General features: G+C 61.4%; 7 protein-coding genes and 1 pseudogene. 3 read left to right on the top strand and 5 right to left on the bottom strand.

The genetic code is table 11. From position 1 onward, the window contains the following. Window positions 1-72: 72 nt before the first annotated feature. Together ACWTU8_RS28870 and ACWTU8_RS28875 are read right to left on the bottom strand one after the other, a co-directional pair. On the bottom strand, window positions 73-3543 hold the full coding sequence (locus tag ACWTU8_RS28870; protein WP_455850810.1) for an AAA family ATPase: 3471 nt from the start codon (window positions 3541-3543) through the stop codon (window positions 73-75). Further along, complete coding sequence (locus ACWTU8_RS28875; RefSeq protein ID WP_455850811.1) at window positions 3540-4799, bottom strand: metallophosphoesterase family protein; 1260 nt, start codon at window positions 4797-4799, stop codon at window positions 3540-3542. Before ACWTU8_RS28875 ends, ACWTU8_RS28870 begins: the two co-directional genes overlap by 4 nt. Before the next feature lie 334 nt (window positions 4800-5133). On the opposite strand from ACWTU8_RS28875, the gene ACWTU8_RS28880 reads away from it, so the two are divergent. From ACWTU8_RS28880 to ACWTU8_RS28890, 3 genes are read left to right on the top strand one after another with little or no spacing between them, the layout of a single operon-like run. Beyond that, the gene (locus tag ACWTU8_RS28880; protein ID WP_455850812.1) at window positions 5134-11118 is read left to right on the top strand and encodes a DUF3320 domain-containing protein; all 5985 of its coding nucleotides are present in this window, start codon (window positions 5134-5136) and stop codon (window positions 11116-11118) included. 46 nt (window positions 11119-11164) lie between these two features. Beyond that, on the top strand, window positions 11165-13807 hold the full coding sequence (locus tag ACWTU8_RS28885; RefSeq protein ID WP_455850813.1) for an AAA family ATPase: 2643 nt from the start codon (window positions 11165-11167) through the stop codon (window positions 13805-13807). A 12-nt stretch (window positions 13808-13819) separates the two neighbouring features. After that, window positions 13820-14611, top strand: a complete 792-nt coding sequence (locus ACWTU8_RS28890) for a DUF6361 family protein (RefSeq protein WP_455850814.1) — start codon at window positions 13820-13822, stop codon at window positions 14609-14611. 155 nt (window positions 14612-14766) lie between these two features. Here the strand turns inward: ACWTU8_RS28890 and ACWTU8_RS28895 are convergent, their stop codons facing one another. From ACWTU8_RS28895 to ACWTU8_RS28905, 3 genes and pseudogenes are all read right to left on the bottom strand, one after another. Then, on the bottom strand, window positions 14767-15723 hold the full coding sequence (locus ACWTU8_RS28895) for a DUF3363 domain-containing protein (protein ID WP_455850815.1): 957 nt from the start codon (window positions 15721-15723) through the stop codon (window positions 14767-14769). A 55-nt stretch (window positions 15724-15778) separates the two neighbouring features. Continuing rightward, the gene (locus ACWTU8_RS28900) at window positions 15779-16879 is read right to left on the bottom strand and encodes a relaxase/mobilization nuclease domain-containing protein (RefSeq protein ID WP_455850816.1); all 1101 of its coding nucleotides are present in this window, start codon (window positions 16877-16879) and stop codon (window positions 15779-15781) included. 874 nt (window positions 16880-17753) lie between these two features. Next, window positions 17754-17900 (bottom strand): annotated as a pseudogene (locus ACWTU8_RS28905) (IS110 family transposase); the annotation flags it as partial. Window positions 17901-18165: the final 265 nt, after the last annotated feature.

Here is an 18165-nt window from a genome sequence, read left to right on the forward strand (position 1 = left end):
TGCATGAGGCGCGAAGCGGTCGTTGACAATGCAACTTGCTTCGAGAAACGACCAACGACAATGTCGTTTGGGTTACCCGAGCATGTGAATGGCGACGTTAGGAATGACCGTCTTGGCGATGTCGCATAGGTGCTGATGATGCGTCAGGTAGATCACCTGGCCAACACGGGCCATCTCTCCGAACAATCGGAAAACTTCCTCCGACCGGAGATGGTCAAACGTTTCCATGATGTCGTCGGCGATGAACGGAACAGACGGCCTGAGCTTGGCAAACTCGTAATATCCGGCGAGGCGTAGAGCCAGGTAGAGCTGAAAACGCGCGCCTTTCGACAAAGCGTCTGCGAGCTTCGATTGGCCATCCCGCTGTGTCGCGATGAGGACCTCGCCGCCCTTTACCGGTTGGGTCGTCAAGCCTGTGTAGTGGCCGCGCGTTATCAGTGCGAAGGCGTCGGAGGCCTCGCTCATCATTCCAGAGCGGTGACGTTCGCGATAAACCCGGAGCGCGCTCGCCGCCGACATCACCCCAAGTTTCAATTCGATATAGCGGACGGCCTTCTCCTCGATTTCGAGAAGGACGGTGCGACGATCAGCATCGATCCGGGCAACTGCGCTGTCGCCGCCGATCGCATCGAGCTTGTCGGTCGCCCGGGTGCGTCGAACGAGCTGCTGTTGCAGTGAGTCATCGAGGTCGGCGAGACGCCGCTCGACTTCGGCCTTTTCAATTGCAAGCCCATCGAGATCGAGGCCTTCCAGTAACGACTGCGCTTGGATGAAGTCGTAGAGGGCGAGTTCGCTCGTGAGTCGTTCTTCAAGCTCGGCCACGGCACTATGCAGGACGTCTCGCTCGCGAAGCTGTTCATCGCGCTCCACGACTTCGGGCAGAGTTCTCACCCCAAAGGCATCGAGCACTTCCTGCTTTGTCGTCTTGTATGTCGCGACCTCAGCATTCAGTGCCTCACGAACGTCCTGCAACTTTTGAACGTCAAGGAGGAGATTTTCCCTCGCCTCACGGGCCCGCTCGGCTTGCTCGAGGCGCTCGGCCAGCCTGACGCTCACCTGTTCTGGCGCCTCGTCGCTCGCACGCTCGCTGGCCGGCGCAACAAGGCAGGCGACCTCTTCAGCAAATGCAGTCCGATCCGCCTCCATCTTGCTTATGCGTATACGCATGGCCTCACGATCCTGCAGGGCCTTGGACAGCTCTGACAACTGATCGAGCACGCTGCCAAGCCCGGTTCCGACGATGCCTTCTTCGAGCCAAGTGCCCCTTAGTATTTCCTTGACCTCGGCCTGCCATGCACCCTCTCGCCGCTCGGCAATTTCAACAGCGAGCCGCCTGGCGGCCAGCTCCTCTTCCTTGGCGGCGACGCTCCTCAGCGCTTCCGCGCGTTCCGCGTCGACCTTCGCCTGCCTATCCAGAAAGCGCTCGGCGGCGACCACCATTGCCTCCAGGGCCTCAACAGCTTCCGGCTGAATTCCAACGCTTTGAAGAGCCGAGGCCAATCCGAGATGGATCCGCTCTCCTTCGGCTGTTGCGCGTTCAATCCTTGTGCGTGCGAGCAGGATATCGTCCCAGGCGCCAAGCGCGTCAGCGCGCGCGGAAAGGCGCTCCTCGAGAAGTCCGATCAGCAAGCCGAGCGACTGCGCCCGGCAATCCTCAAGCAAGGCGCTGGCCATTCGCTTGATTTCAGCGGACGCCATTTCTGCGCGCTGGGCCACCCCGGCGAGTTGGCAGTTTACGCGCTCTATTGCCGCTTCGGTCTCGGCCGCCTTTTGTTTGATTGCGCGCAGATCCGCGAGCTCGCCCGCATGGGCCAATCGAGCCGTGGCGACACGATCGTCCTTTGCCAATGCCGCGGCAAACACGTCTGCCGTTTCGGCCTTGAGGTCCGCCCGGTGATTTCGCCAGGCCTCATCTCTCTCACGTCGTATTGCCGCGGCTGTGTCATCGTCGGCGAGATCGGCCGAGGCGCGGACAGCAGCCAGGCGTGACGAAGTGGATACTCGGTTTTGTTCATGCTCAGCCAGACGCTCGGAGAAGACTGCCTTGTCCCTTTGAAGCTCCGCGGCCAGTGTTTTCCAGGCAGCCATCTGCGTCGGTGGCGGAACCGATAGCTTCGAAAGTGCGTCCGCATCTCCCGACCACGGCTGGAGGCGCCGTACCGCATCCGCCAGCCTTGTTTGCCGCTCGTCCTCCAATGCGCGCGCCTCTGTTATCTCCCGGGCGTGACTACTGGCCTTCGCCTCCGACACGGCTGCCGTCAGCCTGGCTCTTGCGGGCTCGGGCACCGCCCTCTCCTCGCCAACGCGACCTCGTGCAGCGTTGAGCCCATCGAGCGCGGCAGCGGCTTCATCGCGGGCCATCCGAAGGCTCGTCGTGATGCCTGAGCGTTGTTCGACCATGTTGCGAAGCGTGCCGACCACAAAGGCAGGCAGGATGAGCCGGGACGGATCCTGTTCGGCCGATCTTCCGAGCGCGGCGAGACAGTTCGCCACCATCTGGTCAAGCATCTGGACTTCCATTTTGCGGGTCGGCAGATCCATGCCCGCGGACGCATAACGCGCCTTGCGATCGGCAAGCCCGCGCACCGATTCGGAGATCGCCAGCACAGCGTCGTCAACTGCGATTGCTTCGATCTTTACCTTTGCCCGATCGATCTCATCGGCATTCGCCTGGAGACGGGTTCTTAAGCGCGCGTCCTGATCGATCAATTCCGCGACGCTGCCACTCCAGGTCCTGGGAGGAGACGGGATGTCAGGCAGCTCAGCCAGTCTGGTCGCCTTGCGCTTGATCTCCGCGAGGAGCGGCGCGGCGCGGGTGTACTGGGCGATTGTAGCCAGTCGCGCCGACAACACCGAGCGTTCAGCGAGACTGCGATCATACTTGTCATGGGCTTCCACCCGTTCCGCCTCGAGCGCTTCGAATGTCGAGGCCAGGGTGTCGATCGTCTCCTTGCGTGACTTGAGTTCCGCGAACCGCTTCTTCAGCAGCGCGATTTCGGTGATTTGGGCCTGTTTTCGGTAAAGCCCATCTGCCTCCGTCTCCAGTGCGGCCAAGACATCGCTGGCATGACCAAGCCCGGCTGTGGCGGTGAAAAGGAGCTTGCCGAGATCACCCCGCGATTCGAGGATCGCCTTGCCCCCTGCCTCCAGCGTCTCGTCATCCAGTGAGAACATGCTGCTGTAGGCATCGCGCGACAAGCCCGCCAGGTGCGCCGAAATGGCGATTTCGCTGAGGGGCTGGCCTTCAGCGTCGTGCAGCGAGTTGCTGCGGCTTTTGGTGCGGGAAACGGCAAGCGCTCGTCCCTCGAATTCGAGCAGTCCGCCGATGCGCATGGAGCTATATTCGTGCAGGAAATTGTAGCGGCTGCGCTCTTCGATGCCGAAGAGCAAATCGAGATAGGCAGAAAGCGCGGTCGATTTGCCAGCTTCGTTCAAACCGAACACGATATGCAGATCGGGACCTGAAACCGGCTTCTCTCCGAAGTCGATCGCCTTGTCGGTAAACTTGCCGTAGCGGGTCAGATCAAGGTGCCGCAATCTCATCGCGGTGTACCTGCCTTGAGCCTCGCCGTGACCACGTCGACGCCGCGTGCCAGCACATCGTCGAGGAACTGTTCAAGCCCTGCTTCGTCCTTGCCGGCGAAACCGCGGGCATCGGGCGGCAGGTCCGCGATTGTCTTCGACACGAATTCTCGCGCTTCGGCTCGAAATGCCTCAGAGCCCGCATTGGCGCGCATAGACTCTGCTAGCTCCAGGGTGGGATCGGCAACACTTGCCAAATCTCCGGCATAGGGAGCCGAAAGATCAAGTTCCAGCTTCTCCACCCAGGTGTCGCCCACCTGTTCCGCTGCCTGTTCGGCTTCTGCGACAGCCAAGTCCCGATCGCGCATCAGCGACCAGGACAATGCTGAAGTGCCGATCAGGCCAAGGCGGGCAACAAGGTAGCGCGATCTGGTAACCTCCCGGGATTGCTCCAGCCCCGCTCGGATGCGGTCGACGGCCTCGCTCCATTCCAACGCCCCAGTCAGATCGATGATCACCCGCTCGAACTGCGCCACGCTGGTGAGCCTCTCCTCGATCTCGACGGAGCGATCGTCGCGAATGGTGACCAGCGTGACCGACTTCTCGCCGGCCTCATTGATATCCCTCCCCTGAGGGATCCCTGGCATCACGAGCGTACTCGCACCGAGATACACTTGGCGAACGTGAATGTGACCGAGCGCCCAATAGTCAAACCCGTGGCAGTGCAGGTCGGCGACGCTGCAAGGTGCATAAACGTCATGACCTGGGGAGCCGGCCAGGCTAGTATGCATAATGCCGATGTTCGCAGCTCCCTCCTGCGGGCCTGCATATTTGGGCAACAGGCTTTCCGCAGCCTTGGGACTGGCGAAGCTGAGACCATGGAACGCGACATCTGGCCCAGCGCCAGACTGGATCACGGATTGGCAGCGGCCGCCAAAAATGGTCACCGAGTCGGGCAGCACGAGCTGCTTCGTAATCCGCGACATGGCGTCGTGGTTGCCGCGGACCATGTAGACCCTGACGCCAGCTTGATGGAGACGCGTCATCTGGGATCCCAGAAAGCGTGCCGTCTTCATCGAAGTCTGGTCGCCATCGTAAAGATCGCCGGCGATCACGAGAGCGTCGACACGCTCCGCCAGGCAAAGGTCCACTATTGCGGCGAAAGCCTGTCGGCTGGCATCTCCGACAAGTTCGGCGACCTCGGGATTGCGCAGCGCTAGCGAGCGCAACGGCGAATCGAGATGGATGTCCGCCGTATGGATAAATCGAAATGCCATCCGGGGCGCTCTCCAGGCCCGAACAGACGTTCAGGCAAATGCCGATACTAAGTCCAAGTCGGCCAAACCGTATGGCGAACGGCCACGGCTCTCAGGACTTCGGTAGCAAAGTCCGACAGCGTTGGGCAACAGTCCTGGTGAGTCTCGCGACATCAAGCTCGGCCCGAGCGACGATCTTTGCACGACGTACTTGGCCTGATCAGGTTTTCGGTTCTCGGGCGTCAACCATTGCGTGGATAAGCGAAGCATTTGCAATGGTGCAGCTCACAATCATCCGGCAGGCGCCTTTTATATCTCGCAAAAAACGCTACTCTGAATTCGGGGGGTGGGGTCAATGCAATCTGCTGATAGTTCAGAGTTAGTAAAAAATGATGGTGCGATAGCGGATAGCTCGCCTACCCCGAGCATCCTCGCTGACGTTGCGTCCAGCTTCACTTATGCATCATATCAGAATGCGATCCCGGTTATCCGGTCCGTCCGGCTCGATAACGATTCTGCCCGCAGTCTAGAGAACTGCCGGCTCGAACTGACGTCGTCGCCATCATTCCTGCGGCCGAAAACCTGGACGGTCGACCGTCTCGTTCCTGGCGACAGGCTTCAGTTGAGCGACCGCAAGGTCGAGCTCGACGCTGGCTACCTTGCCGGTCTGAATGAGGCCGAGCGGGGTGAGATCACGTTGCGCCTGACCGCGGCGGGTGAGGTCTTTGACGAGCGACATTTGACTGTCAGGCTGCTCGCGCGCGACGAGTGGGGTGGCGTTGCCGATATGGCGCAATTGCTTCCAGCCTTCGTGATGCCGAATGATCCTGGCGTGGCGGCGATTCTGAGGGCGGCAGCAGAACGGCTTGCCGCGCACGGCCATCTGAGCGGCCTCGACGGCTATCAATCGCAAAACCCACAACGGGCATACATGCTGGCCGCCGCCATCTATTCGGCGATCTCCGGCATGGGATTGCACTATGCCGAGCCTCCCGCCAGCTTCGAGAGCCGCGGCCAGAAAATCAGGCGCCCCACGACCATCGCCGAGGAGCGCCTCGCGACTTGCCTGGACACATCGCTTCTCTTCGCAGCTGCTTTGGAAGCAGCAGGATTGCATCCTGCTGTGCTGATGTTCGACGGGCACGCGGCTGTTGGGGTCTGGCTAGCCAAGCGCACCTATGCAAATGCGGTTGAAACGGATCAGATGGAGGTCCGCAAGGCACTGGCGTCGCGCGAATTCATCGCGTTCGAAACCACAGGCGTCACGCACCGGCCCGCGCTGACGCTCGAGGCTGCGCAGAATGCGCTCAGTGTCCGCCTTGCCGAAGAGCAGGCGCATGCCTTCGTCGCAGCCATCGACGTGCGACGATCGCGCAGCGGCGGCATCACGCCGCTCGCCTCGCACGAGCCCGTCCGGCGCAACACCGCCGATGAAGAGACTGCCGCCGTTACGGCTCTGCCGCTTCCTGCCGCGCCAGCAATGGGCGAGTTGCCGGCCGAGGCCGTTGAAATCAAGCCCACCACAGCGGCGGGGCGCATCGATCGCTGGCAAAAGAAGCTGCTCGACCTGACGCTCAGGAACCGTCTGATTAATTTCCCAGACTCGAAGAAGACGATACCGTTCCTGTGCACGGACGTGGCCTATCTGGAGGACAGGCTGGCGAATGGCGCTGCGGTTCGGCTCATTTCCCTGCCCGAGCAAAACCCTTTAGGAGAACGAGACGCAGAGCTCTATCGCGATGTTCACGGTCGCGATCTGCAACGTGGGTTCGCGGCTGAAGCGCTGCTCAGGGATGAACTCGCCTCCACGTTGGATGCCCGCCAGTTGGAAGCGAGGCTAATCGACCTCTACCGGCAGGTTCGCAACGACTTCGCCGAGGGTGGGGCAAATACGCTGTTCCTCGCTGTCGGTTTCCTTCGCTGGAAGAAGAAACCGGAGGATGAACGCAGCTACCGGGCGCCGCTGCTGCTGGTGCCGGTTCGGCTTGAAAGGCGGAGCGCGAGTTCGCGCTTCACGATCCGCTTCCATGAGGACGAGCCACGCTTCAATGCCACGCTTCTTCAGTTCCTGGAGCGGGATTTCGAACTTCGTCTTCCCCAGTTCGCTGGCGATTTGCCGCTCGACGACAGCGGAATCGACGTGCCGCGCATCCTGTCCTCGATGCGACAGGCGGTCCGCGATGTCCCTGGCATGGAGGTGATCGACGAGACCGCGCTGTCGACGTTCTCCTTCGCAAAGTTCCTGATGTGGAAGGACCTTGTCGAACGCACCGACGCGTTGCGTCAAAACAGGGTCGTTAGCCACCTCATAGACACGCCCGAGCAGGCCTTCGAGAGCTCAGACGGTCAGTCGACCTTTCGCGATGAGGCAGAGCTGGATCGTGCCTATGAGCCCTCAAACATCATAAGCCTCCTTCCGCTGGACTCGTCGCAAACATCCGCAAGCATGGCGGCAGCCGAGGGACGCGACTTCGTCATCGTCGGGCCGCCCGGGACGGGAAAGAGCCAGACGATCGCCAACATGATCGCCAACTGCCTGGGGGTGGGCAAGACGGTCCTGTTCGTGGCCGAAAAGACCGCGGCCTTGGATGTCGTTTATCGCCGGCTGCGCGAGCACGGACTTAGAAATCACTGCATCGAACTGCACTCGAACAAGGCCGATCGCAGGCATTTCCTCGCCCAACTGAAAGCGTCTTGGGAGCATGGAGGCCGCGCAGACGCGTCGCAATGGATCGCCATCAATGAGCGGCTTCGCCTGCGCCGCGACGAGTTGAATGCTTATGTGGCGGCACTTCACAAGCCCTACCAGAACGGTTGGACGCCCTATCTGGCATTGGGCATTGCACTCAAATCGAATGATCATCCGGCACCGGCGTTCACATGGCAGACGCCCGAAGGGCATGACGCACAAACTCTTCTCGCACTGGAGGAACTGGCCGCACAGGTCGGCCTGGTCTTTGTGTCGGTCGAACGTCAGCCGGCGTTCGAGCTGATCGATGTTGCAGAGTGGAGCAGCGATTGGCAATTGAGGTTGCTGGCTGCGGCGACGTCTCTGCACTCCGCCATCGGCCAAATGACGGCATCGATGCGAGACTTCCAGTCCGGTCTCGGTCTTGCGCCTAGTGAGACGTTCTCGCATGCGGAACTCCAGTCGCTCACGGGCCTGGCGCAGATTCTGGCTGAGACCCGCAATCGCGATATCTCGATTGCATTCGACCGGGATTTCTCCAGTTTTGGGGAAGCGGTTGCCAAACTGGAACGCTCGATAGAGGCATATCGAGAGACCGAGCGCAGCCTTTCCGCCAGCTATGACGTCGCGACTGTTCGTGACCTCGACCTGGACGCCCTGGACCGCCAATGGCGTGATGCGGAAGCATCGTTCTGGCCTAAATCGGCGCTCGGCAAAAGCAAGATCCAGAAACTGCTTCAAAGCCGGGCACAACGCGGCACCGCCGACCCCGGCAAGGAGCTTCCCCTGCTTCGCCGGTTGAGGGAGTTTCTGGCGGCGGTCGACCAAAGCCCACTGGCAGGCAAGCCACTGCCTATCGAAGGTCTGGCAACGGACGTGAAGGCCGTCGCCGGCATCCTCGATCTCGCCCGACGACTTCGCGTGTCACTTCGCATTCCTGGACAGAGCCCAGACGAGTTCCGGGCCGTCATCCGTTCCGTCGCGCCAAGTTTGCGTGGCACCTTTGAGAACGACCGGCTTCGCGAAGCGGGCGACAGGCTGCTGGCAGCTGTCGAGGGATTCCGAGCTGCGAGAGTGGCGTTCGGCGAGAGTGCGGCACGCGAGCTTCCGGATCCTGCGGATGGTCCGGGCCTTGAAGCGATCAGAGCCAAGCTGATCGCGCTAGCAGGCGCCCGAAACCTGCTTCGCGATTGGTCGGCCTGGTGCCGGATCAGGAGGCAGGCGGTCCAGCACCATCTTGCGCCTCTCGTTGAGCAGATCGAGACGGGCACGATCCCTCCTGACCAGGCGCGGTCGGCCTTTCGTCTGGGCTACGCAAGATGGTGGTTGCCGACGGTTGTCGACGGCGACGCGGTATTGCGAAACTTCCGCAGGTTCCAGCACGAGAATGCCATCACGGAATTTCGTGAGATCGATGATCTGGTGCGGACGCAAGCCACCGAGCGCGTCGTCAGCGCGCTCGCGCATGGACTTGCGCCGGTCCAGAGCGTTTTACGCAACTCCGAACTGGGGCTGCTGCGACATCAAATGGAGCTTCAGCGGCCGAGCCAGTCCATCCGCGACATGATCGGCAAGATGCCGCAGAGCTTCGCCAAGCTTGCGCCCTGCATGTTGATGTCGCCGCTTTCGATTGCGCAGTACCTCCCTCCCAACCAGGCGCTGTTCGACGTGGTGATCTTCGACGAGGCATCGCAGATCACCACCTGGGACGCGGTCGGTGCCATAGCCAGGGCGCGACAGACGATCATCGTGGGCGATCCCAAGCAGCTGCCGCCGACCAATTTCTTCGGCCGCAACGAGGATGAAGAGGAGGTTGCTGACCATGAAAAGGATCTGGAAAGCATCCTCGACGAGGCACGGGCGTCCGGGATCGCGGTGCGCGACCTCAGATGGCACTACCGCAGCCGAAGCGAGTCGCTGATCGCGTTCTCCAACTATCACTATTACAGCAACCGCCTGGTCACGTTTCCCTCGCCGGCGGTCGACGATCGCGCGGTTCGCCTGCACCGGGTGCCGGACGGCGTCTACGATCGCGGCAAGAGCCGCACGAACAAGATCGAAGCCATGGCCGTCGTGCACGAGGCAGTCAACCGCATGAGGGACTGGCTGGCATTGCCGGAAAACGGACGACCGACGCTTGGCGTGATCACGTTTAATGCGCAACAGCAATCGTTGATCCTGGACCTGCTCGATGCCGCGCGCCGGGACCATCCGGAACTCGAATGGTTCTTCGCCGAAGACCGGGTCGAGCCGACGATCGTGAAGAACCTCGAGAACGTCCAGGGTGATGAGAGGGACGTGATCCTGTTCTCGATCACGTTCTATCGGGATGCCTCCGGAAAGCCGCCCGCGATGGACTTCGGGGCGCTGAACCGAGACGGCGGCGAGCGCCGCCTCAACGTCGCGGTAACACGCGCTCGCCAGGAGCTCATCGTCTTCTCCGGCTTCACCGCGGACCAGATCGATCCATCGCGAAGCAAGGCGATTGCGGTGCAGCATCTGAAGACATTCCTCGACTACGCCGAACGGGGCCCAATTGCGCTGCCCGCCCAGGATCTTGGATCGGTCGGTGGTTTCGATTCGCCATTCGAGGAAGCGGTCGCCGAACAATTGGAGCGACGCGGATGGACGGTCGTTCCGCAAGTCGGGATTTCCGACTTCCGGATCGACCTAGGAATCCGCCACCCGGATCTGGCTGGAGCTTATCTCGCGGGCGTCGAGTGCGATGGAGCGACTTATCACCGATCGGCGACGGCAAGGGATCGTGACAAGGTTCGCGAGCAGGTCCTGACGGGGCTCGGCTGGACCATCCTGCGCGTTTGGTCGACGGACTGGTGGTTCGACGCAAAGGGATGTGCCGAACGCCTTCACACCAGTCTAGAGACCCTGCTCGAGGAGAGCCGGGCCCGTCGTTCGAACGAGCAGACGGAGGTGACGACGCGCTGGGAAATGGGTCAGCAGATTGAGCCGACAAACGAGCCCAGCGATCAGACGTCGGCGCCGATCGAGGAGTCCCTGCCCCTCCCGGCCACGTCCGAGGTTGAGCTGGTTTCGGCAAATGTTCCCACAGCTCCCGAGCCCTCGGGATTTGGAGCATTTTCAACAATGGTCGGCGAGCCAACCCAAAACCAGGGCGAGCAAGGACGTTATCGTGTGACGGATCTAACCGACTTTCGGCCGGACCCCGAGCAATTCTTCGAGTTTAGCTACGGCACCACGCTGCGCGGGATGATCGAAGCCGTCGTTGACGTGGAGAGCCCATTGCGCTCCGACGTTCTCGCTCAGCGCATTGCACGAGTTCACGGTTGGCTGCGCACGGGCGGCCGCATCCGCGAGAGGATCGACCTGAACCTGCGAGATCTGGATCGCACGCAGGAATCCAGCGGCGAATTCATTTGGAAAAAGGGCGGGCTCTCGGATCTCCTTCCCTATCGCCACCCGGTCAACGAGGAAGCGCGACGTTCAATTGCCGACATACCGTTGGCCGAGCTTGCCTCGGTCGTGATCGACAATCCCGGACTTCTCGACATGCCCGATCCCGCACGCGACATGGCCCATCTTCTTGGAGTTGAGCGCCTTGCCGCAGTATCGCGCGCGCGGCTGGACGAGGCGATCGCCAGGGCGAGACAGCGTATTGCTGGATCCTCCTAGCCAGAGTCCTGCAGGAATTCGCTAGGGTTTTTATGGGGGAAGGATAATGGCGGGGACGCCGATTGATGATGTTGTCGACTGGTCGACAAAGCTCTCGACCTGGAAACAGGACGCTCTGCGGCGGCTGGCGATCAGCAATGAGCTCACAGAGGCTGACATTGCGGCTCTGCTGGCGATGGTCAAATACGCGGCCGGCTTTGCGCTCACTTCGGCGCCGCCCGCCCCGATACCGTTTACGAAAGCCCACTTTGGGAACGGAGAATATCAACCGATCGTCCTCAAGCGCATCGCCAATGTCGAGAATGTGAACCGGCTGGTGCCCAAGGCATCTCTCACGTTCTGTCCCAAGGCTTTGACGATCATCTACGGTCGCAACGGGAGCGGCAAAAGCGGGTTTGTTCGGATCTTTCGCACCGCTTGTCGGACGCGCGTTGAGAACCCAGCTAGACTGAAGGTTCTTGCTGACGTTTACGGAAGCACGCCCGGCCCTCAGACAGCCGACATCGTGATCGATGCCGGCGAAGGCGAGGCAATAGTTCCCTGGTCGCCAGGCAACGCAGCGTCGCCGCAGCTCATGCAAGTTGCGGTGTTTGATACGGCCTCCGCCGAGCTTTACGTCGACGGCGGAAATCAAATCCGTTTTCTTCCTTTCGGACTGGCCCTGCCGCATCGGCTCAACGCAGTCTGCATTACCTTGAAGGAGAAGCTGGAGGCAGAACGGGCGAAGGAAGTCGGCAACAAGGTCGAACTGACTGCGCTCGCGTTTCCTGCCCAGCACGGCACCGCGGCTCAGCTCTTCAACAAGCAGCTGAACAAGTCCACAACCGATGCGCAGATTGAGTCGGCAACGACGTTTACCGAGACGGACCAGCAGCGTCTCGCTGAACTCACCTCCGCCCTTTCCGCAGGCGCTGCCGCCGCTGCCGACGTCACCGCGCTTTTGAAGTGGACAGATGCGCTGCTGCTGGAGGTCGGGGCTGTCGGATCGGCATTCGCAGATGCAACACTGGACGAGCTTCGAAAGCTCCGCGCTTCAGCAGTTGCAGCACGGCAGGCAGCGACGGTAGCCGCTAGCGAGTTGTTCACCGATGAACCTCTGCCGGGTGTCGAAAGCGGTGCATGGCGGACACTTTGGACGGCGGCTCGCAATTACTCGGTGACAGAAGCGTATAAGGACAAGGAGTTCCCGGTTCTGGTGGCAGACGGCGGCGCTGCTGCATGCGTGCTATGCCAGCAGCCCCTTTTGCCCGACGGTGCTGCCCGCATGCAGCGTTTCCAAAAATACATGGACGACACACTCGATGCCGCCGCCCGGGAAGCTGAGAAAGCCGTCGAAGACGCCCTGGGAAGCATGCATGCCTTGGCTCTCCTTGGCGCCTCCGATTTTGCCGACCGTCTCGAGCAGGTAAAAAGGCGGGACGAGATGCTCGCTGGCGCCCTCGCAACCCTCCAGGCATCGGCGGTGGCACGGCGAGCGGAGGCCCTCGCGCGATTGCGGGGCGAGAGCAGTCAGACAATTCCTCCTCTTGTCGTGCCGATCGAGCAGCTGGAAACTTTCGCGCTCAAATTGAAAGGCGAGAAGGATGGACTAGCGCAGGCGGGAGACAACGAAGAGCGGATCAAACTCCTGGTGGAAAAGACGGAGCTTGAGGACCGCAAGCTGCTTTCCATCAACAAAACGAAGCTCACCGTGCGACGGAATTTGCTCATCGTTGATGCCGCCTACTCCAAGGCTCTCGCCGACGTTCAAACTCGTGGCATTACGCAGCGCGCGAATGAGCTTGTCGATGCCCACCTGACAACAGCCGTCGTCACGCGTTTTGATGCCGAGCGCGCCCGCTTCGACATCATGCACCTCAAGGTGGGCCTCGCACGCAAGAGCAATCAGACAAAGGCGGAATTCGAGGTCGATCCCAAGACAAAACTGGCCAAGGTCACCTCGGATATCCTGAGCGAGGGTGAGCAGCGTGCCTTGGCTCTTGCCGGATTCCTGACCGAAGTTGCTTTGACCGACGGTTCAGGTCCGATCGTGATTGACGATCCCGTTTCGTCGCTCGATCGCGATCGAAGTGCAAGGGTCGCCCAGCGGATCGCTGAGGAGGCAACCAAGCGACAGGTCATCGTGTTTACGCACGATATTGTGTTTTTCAATGAGCTCAGTCGCGCAGCTGATGAAGTGGGCATCGAGCCCGTCACGGTCGCACTTTTTAGCGACAAGGCTGCCGCTGGCAGAGTGGATACGGCAGGGATGCCGTGGAAGGGGCAAAACGTCGGCAAGCGCATCGGGCTGTTGAAGAACGACTCAGCACAACTGACCAAGCTGCTTGCGACCAGCCCGGCCGAGTACGAGTACCGTGTGAAGAACCTCTATGGCCGATTACGCGACACTTACGAGCGTGTGGTGGAGGAAGTGATATTCCGAGATATCGTGCGAAGAGGAACGGATGTCATCCAAACCCAGCTACTGCGCTATGTTCGACTCTCGGACGCGTTGGCAATACGATTCCACGAAGGCATGACCCGCGCAAACACTCACAGCCACGACAATCCCGCGGCGGATACGGTAGCTGTCCCCCTTCCCCAAGAGTTCATCTCGCATCTGTCCGAACTTGAGGCCCTGGTTGCTGATTTGAAGTCCGACAGCGAGGCAGCAGAGGCGGATCGGCCGCAGATGAAGCCAAAGAAATAGCAGGCAGAATTGATGTCTTATCTCGCATGGATTGATTTCGACCCCGAGGAGCGTCGGCGCGCTCAAACGCTGATCGACCTGTTCAAGCAGCCAGAAGCTCGCGATGAGCTTGGCCTAGGCACCGTGCGCGATGGCCTTGCCGATCTCCTCTTCCCCGGGACCAGCACGATCCAGACGCGACTGCGCTACATGCTGTTCATTCCATGGATCTATCTGGAGGCCCAAAGTCGAAGGGCGACGCAGGCAGAACGGGCAGTCATTGCTCGCGATCTGGAATTTGATTTGAGCGAAGCACTTCTACGAGGCGGAGAAACAGCTGATGTGATTGGTCGTCTCGCCGGTCGAGGCCTCAAACGGCTACCCTCGAGCGTCTACTGGGCCGGACTGCACACCCTCGGCATTCGGGCGCTGCCAGGCAACCAGGCGACGTTCCACACTTACGGGCCCGAAAGCCTCAAGGACCATGATCTCAAACTGTGGACATCTAACCTCCCGAAACCGCCCGGAAATCTCTTCGATGAAACTGCCTTCGCGCTGACGCGAGGAGAAGCTGACTTTTTGCGCGATCGCATCGCGAGCAATGCGAGAGCAAGCTTGCTGAATGAATTGGCACGCAAGGCAAGGTCCTTTACCGAGGACTGGCCTTGGCAGGTGAATGAAGACACCGTGTCAGACACAAATCGTGCGATACTGCGACACGCCTTAGTGAGACTGCCCGCCAGATTGACGATGAGATTGATAGGCTTGTCGATGAACGGCGCGGGAAGTAGATGGGCGGGACGATCCCCGGCCCCGTTTATGTAGGTCTGGGCCCGCTACATCGCCGAACGTGCCGGCCCCACTCAAGACATTCGCCTTGTTGTAACCAAGCGTCTGCAGTTGGCGCATCTTGCGCGCTCAGAGGTGAATCCACATGGACGAGGTGACTAAGAAACTACACCTCAGCTGCCGCAAAGCCATCACAGCCCCACACCGCGCTTTCTCCCGAAGTTCCATTCGATCCCGCCGGTGTCGGGGGCAATGCCGGTGACGTGCTGACCGACGCGTTTTTCGAGAACAGGCTGCCAGGGAACGAGCTGGAAGCCGGTTCCGTCGTCGATCATGGCGAAGCGGCCGGGGGCGAGGTTGGCGGCTCCGGCAAGCCGGCCGCTGACATGTTCGCCAGGCTTGGCCTGAGTGAAGCTGAGCCGGCGCTCAGCCGCTATCATACGGCCGACGCGGGCGACCTCGGCCTGCTCGAGGCGCTGCAGGAGATCGCGCGGGGCGCGGATCAACCCATCAGGCAGTGGCGTGGCGTAGCCTATGTCGACTAGGCTTTTCCGGCGCCGATCCATCGCTTCCTGAACCTCTCGGCCGAACCCGACCTGTGCAAGCGGCGTCCGGTTTGCCGAGGCCAGTTCCCGGTCGAGCCAGGTCGCGCCGTCGCTTGTCACTTGGCTGTCCAGTTCGAGGAAGGAGAGTGTGCGGACAGTGAAGTCCTTGCCACGGTTGCGGGCGTCATAGGTCGCGCCGCGCTCGGCGATGTCTTCAGGGATCTTCCAGTGGTCGGCATCGATGCGCTGGACGATGCCGGCCCGCCGCAGCGCTTCCAGCCGGCGCACATGCGCGCGGATGAAGGCATCGGGATCGCCCTTGATGCGCTCTATCTGCGGCCGTGCTGCTTCCAGATGCTCGCTCGGCCGGTAGATGCCGCCGCGCTCGGCCGCCATGTCGTGGATATTGAGATCGGCTGCGCGCGGCTCTGCCCTTGTAGGGAGCGGCTCGAGGGCGACGATGTGGCCGCGCCTCACCTCGTCGAGCTTTGCCTCGTCGCCTGTCTCGACATAGTGGGTGCGTCCGTCAATGCCGTCGACGACGAGATAGAGCCCGCCGTCCATCTCGTCGCCGGCAAGCCCCTTGGCCAGCACCCGTCCCACGATCGGCTCGGTGACCTGCCTGCCATGGGTGACATACTGGTTGGGACCGCGCTCATCAGCGATGCCGTGGTCGGCGAGTGCGCCTGATGCATAGTCTTGATGATGTCGTTGCGCGTGCCAAGATCGCGCAGGATGTGTTCAGCATCATCGGCAGCACCCAGCGGCCGGGCTCGGTCTCGGAGGCGAGGCCGTACTGTTCGAGACGCTTCGCCCGATCGATCAGGAGATGACGGCTGGCGCGCAGCGTGTAGGTCTCGCTCATGCCCGGACGCAGGTCTACGACGCGATGCTCTTCCTGCTCGGCAAGCAGCATCCGGTCGAGGCGGTTCAACCGTTCCGCCTCCACCTCGGCTCTCAGCTTGCGGGCAATGTCGATCTCGGTGTGTGGCCCCAGTTCCAGCGTCACCAGTTCGCCGGCGCGATGGCGGATGCCGTGGGCGATATAGTCGCCGGCGATGTTGAGCACCCTGCCCTCCTCGGTGACGCCGCGCACCAGGATATGCGTGTGAGGATGGCCCGTGTTGTGGTGATCGACGGCGATCCAGTCGAGCCGCGTCCCGAGATCGCTCTCCATTTGCCGCATGAGGTGGCGCGTGAAGGATCGCAAGTCCTCCATCTCAACCGCATCTTCTGGCGCGACGATGAAGCGGAACTGGTGCCGGTCCCCGCGGCAGCGCTCGGTGAATGCCCTGCCCTCGTCACTGTCGCGGCCATCCTCGAAGGCGGAATAGACTCGCCCCTTCTCGCCCTCGCGCGTCACCCCGTCGCGTTGAAGATAGCGCAGATGCGCATCCACGGCCCTGATGGAGACACCGCGCAGTTTGGGCCACGTGCACCACGCTGGGACGTGAACCTGACCACCCGCGCCTTGACCATCACCCGTCGCGCCCGGAAGCGGCTTCCGCCCCCTTCCCGGCTCCAGCCGCCGCTGTCCCGTAGCAGGCCCGCGGCGATGCTGGCGCCGCGCCCCCTGGCGTTGAACCGGCCGCTGTCCTTTGCCCACTGAGCCGCCGATGCGGTTCGGGTTGCCGCCCACCTTGCGCACGGCGATTTTCACCTGGGCGAGGAATGGCGCCGAACGTGGGTTGACCCGCGCGCCATGGTTTCGCACGCGTCCCGGCCTGACACGGAAATCGCTGTCGTCACGGTCTGCCATGGCAGCAGAATCGGCGGCGGGTTCAGGCTCTGCAAGATGCTCAAAGCGCCAATCGCGCCGTGGCGCGCAATTGAGACCGGCGCCTCACACATCTCAAAAATGCCCGAACGGCACCGTTTTCGCAGGCGAAAACAATGTGCAGACAATCACTTACGAGCAAAGCGAGGTGCGAGCGCCAGCTCGCTTTATCTCGCCGTCTTGATCGGGCTTCTGGGCTTCTAATGTCACCTGCAATAATGATTTTCCCGGCCGCATGACATCGCCAGTTCTGCTCCATAGTCGGTGCAAACTTCGTGCGTGCTTCTTGCAACCAAACTTTCCCTCAGTAGATCCCTGCGTCACCACGAGCTCGACTCAAATGAGCCGTCCATGCTCTCCTTTGGGCCATATTGATGGCCCATGACGAGGCGGTCCTAGCGATCACGGCGCACTCATCCGGGTGGCAGGCGGATGCCGGCAAGATAGCTTATCAAACGCCCCTGCCATGGCGCCGCCCATGCGCACGGGAACTGCAAAGACTCAGGCTGTTGATCCTCCTGCAAACTGCCGAGACGCAACCGTCAACACGCCGTTCCTCAGCGCCTTCAAGGTCGCCCGCATCGCCGGCGTCACAACCGCACCGGCGCCTGGAACAAACTCGCTGCCGTCAATGCACACGCGATGCAGGATGCCGGCAAGCTTGCAAGCGACCGTGATCGCGCACACCATCGAGCGCTTCTTGGCGATCTTGAGCTCCCACGCCTTGAGCGCCGAGCCGCGGCGCGAGCGCAGCAACATGGCGGGCCGCCGCCTCGCGTGCTGTCCTGTAGCCTGCTTGGTGATACGGCCGGTGAAGTCGATCGAACAGCCGGACTGATGGCGTTTGGTTTCCAGGGCACACCGCCGGAAGTCCCAGCTTCAGTAATTTCCGGATCAGCCACGGCGACAACGAGCCGGCCTCGTTGGCGACGCGGCGCAGGCGCCCCAGAAACGGCTTCAACACCGCAAACAGCGCCTCCGGATCGGTTACGGTCATGGTTTCGCATGTCCCCACTGTGAGAAGCTGCTCGCACACGCCGGTCAAACCCAAACTGCCAAAGCCTTGAGCGCGGCGATATGCTGGTGATTCGGGATCTGGACCGAGCCACCGCTCTGCCAAGGATGCGTTGAACGAATTGGATGGGTTGCGCAACGGCCAGACCGGCTAGCCGGGCCAACTTTGATCCGGAAAATGCGCGATGACGATTGACAATAAGTTCCATCAATGTTCTTATTTTGTTCACGGATCGACGAATCTGAGGAAATGA

Source organism: Mesorhizobium sp. BHbdii (assembly GCF_053848045.1).

Bases quoted from the DNA above. Each gene is read 5' to 3' on its own strand.
- ACWTU8_RS28900 (WP_455850816.1), bottom strand. From the start codon at position 16,879: ATGGCAGACCGTGACGACAGCGATTTCCGTGTCAGGCCGGGACGCGTG.
- ACWTU8_RS28880 (WP_455850812.1), top strand. From the start codon at position 5,134: ATGCAATCTGCTGATAGTTCAGAGTTAGTAAAAAATGATGGTGCGATA.
- ACWTU8_RS28875 (WP_455850811.1), bottom strand. From the start codon at position 4,799: ATGGCATTTCGATTTATCCATACGGCGGACATCCATCTCGATTCGCCG.
- ACWTU8_RS28885 (WP_455850813.1), top strand. From the start codon at position 11,165: ATGGCGGGGACGCCGATTGATGATGTTGTCGACTGGTCGACAAAGCTC.
- ACWTU8_RS28890 (WP_455850814.1), top strand. From the start codon at position 13,820: ATGTCTTATCTCGCATGGATTGATTTCGACCCCGAGGAGCGTCGGCGC.
- ACWTU8_RS28870 (WP_455850810.1), bottom strand. From the start codon at position 3,543: ATGAGATTGCGGCACCTTGATCTGACCCGCTACGGCAAGTTTACCGAC.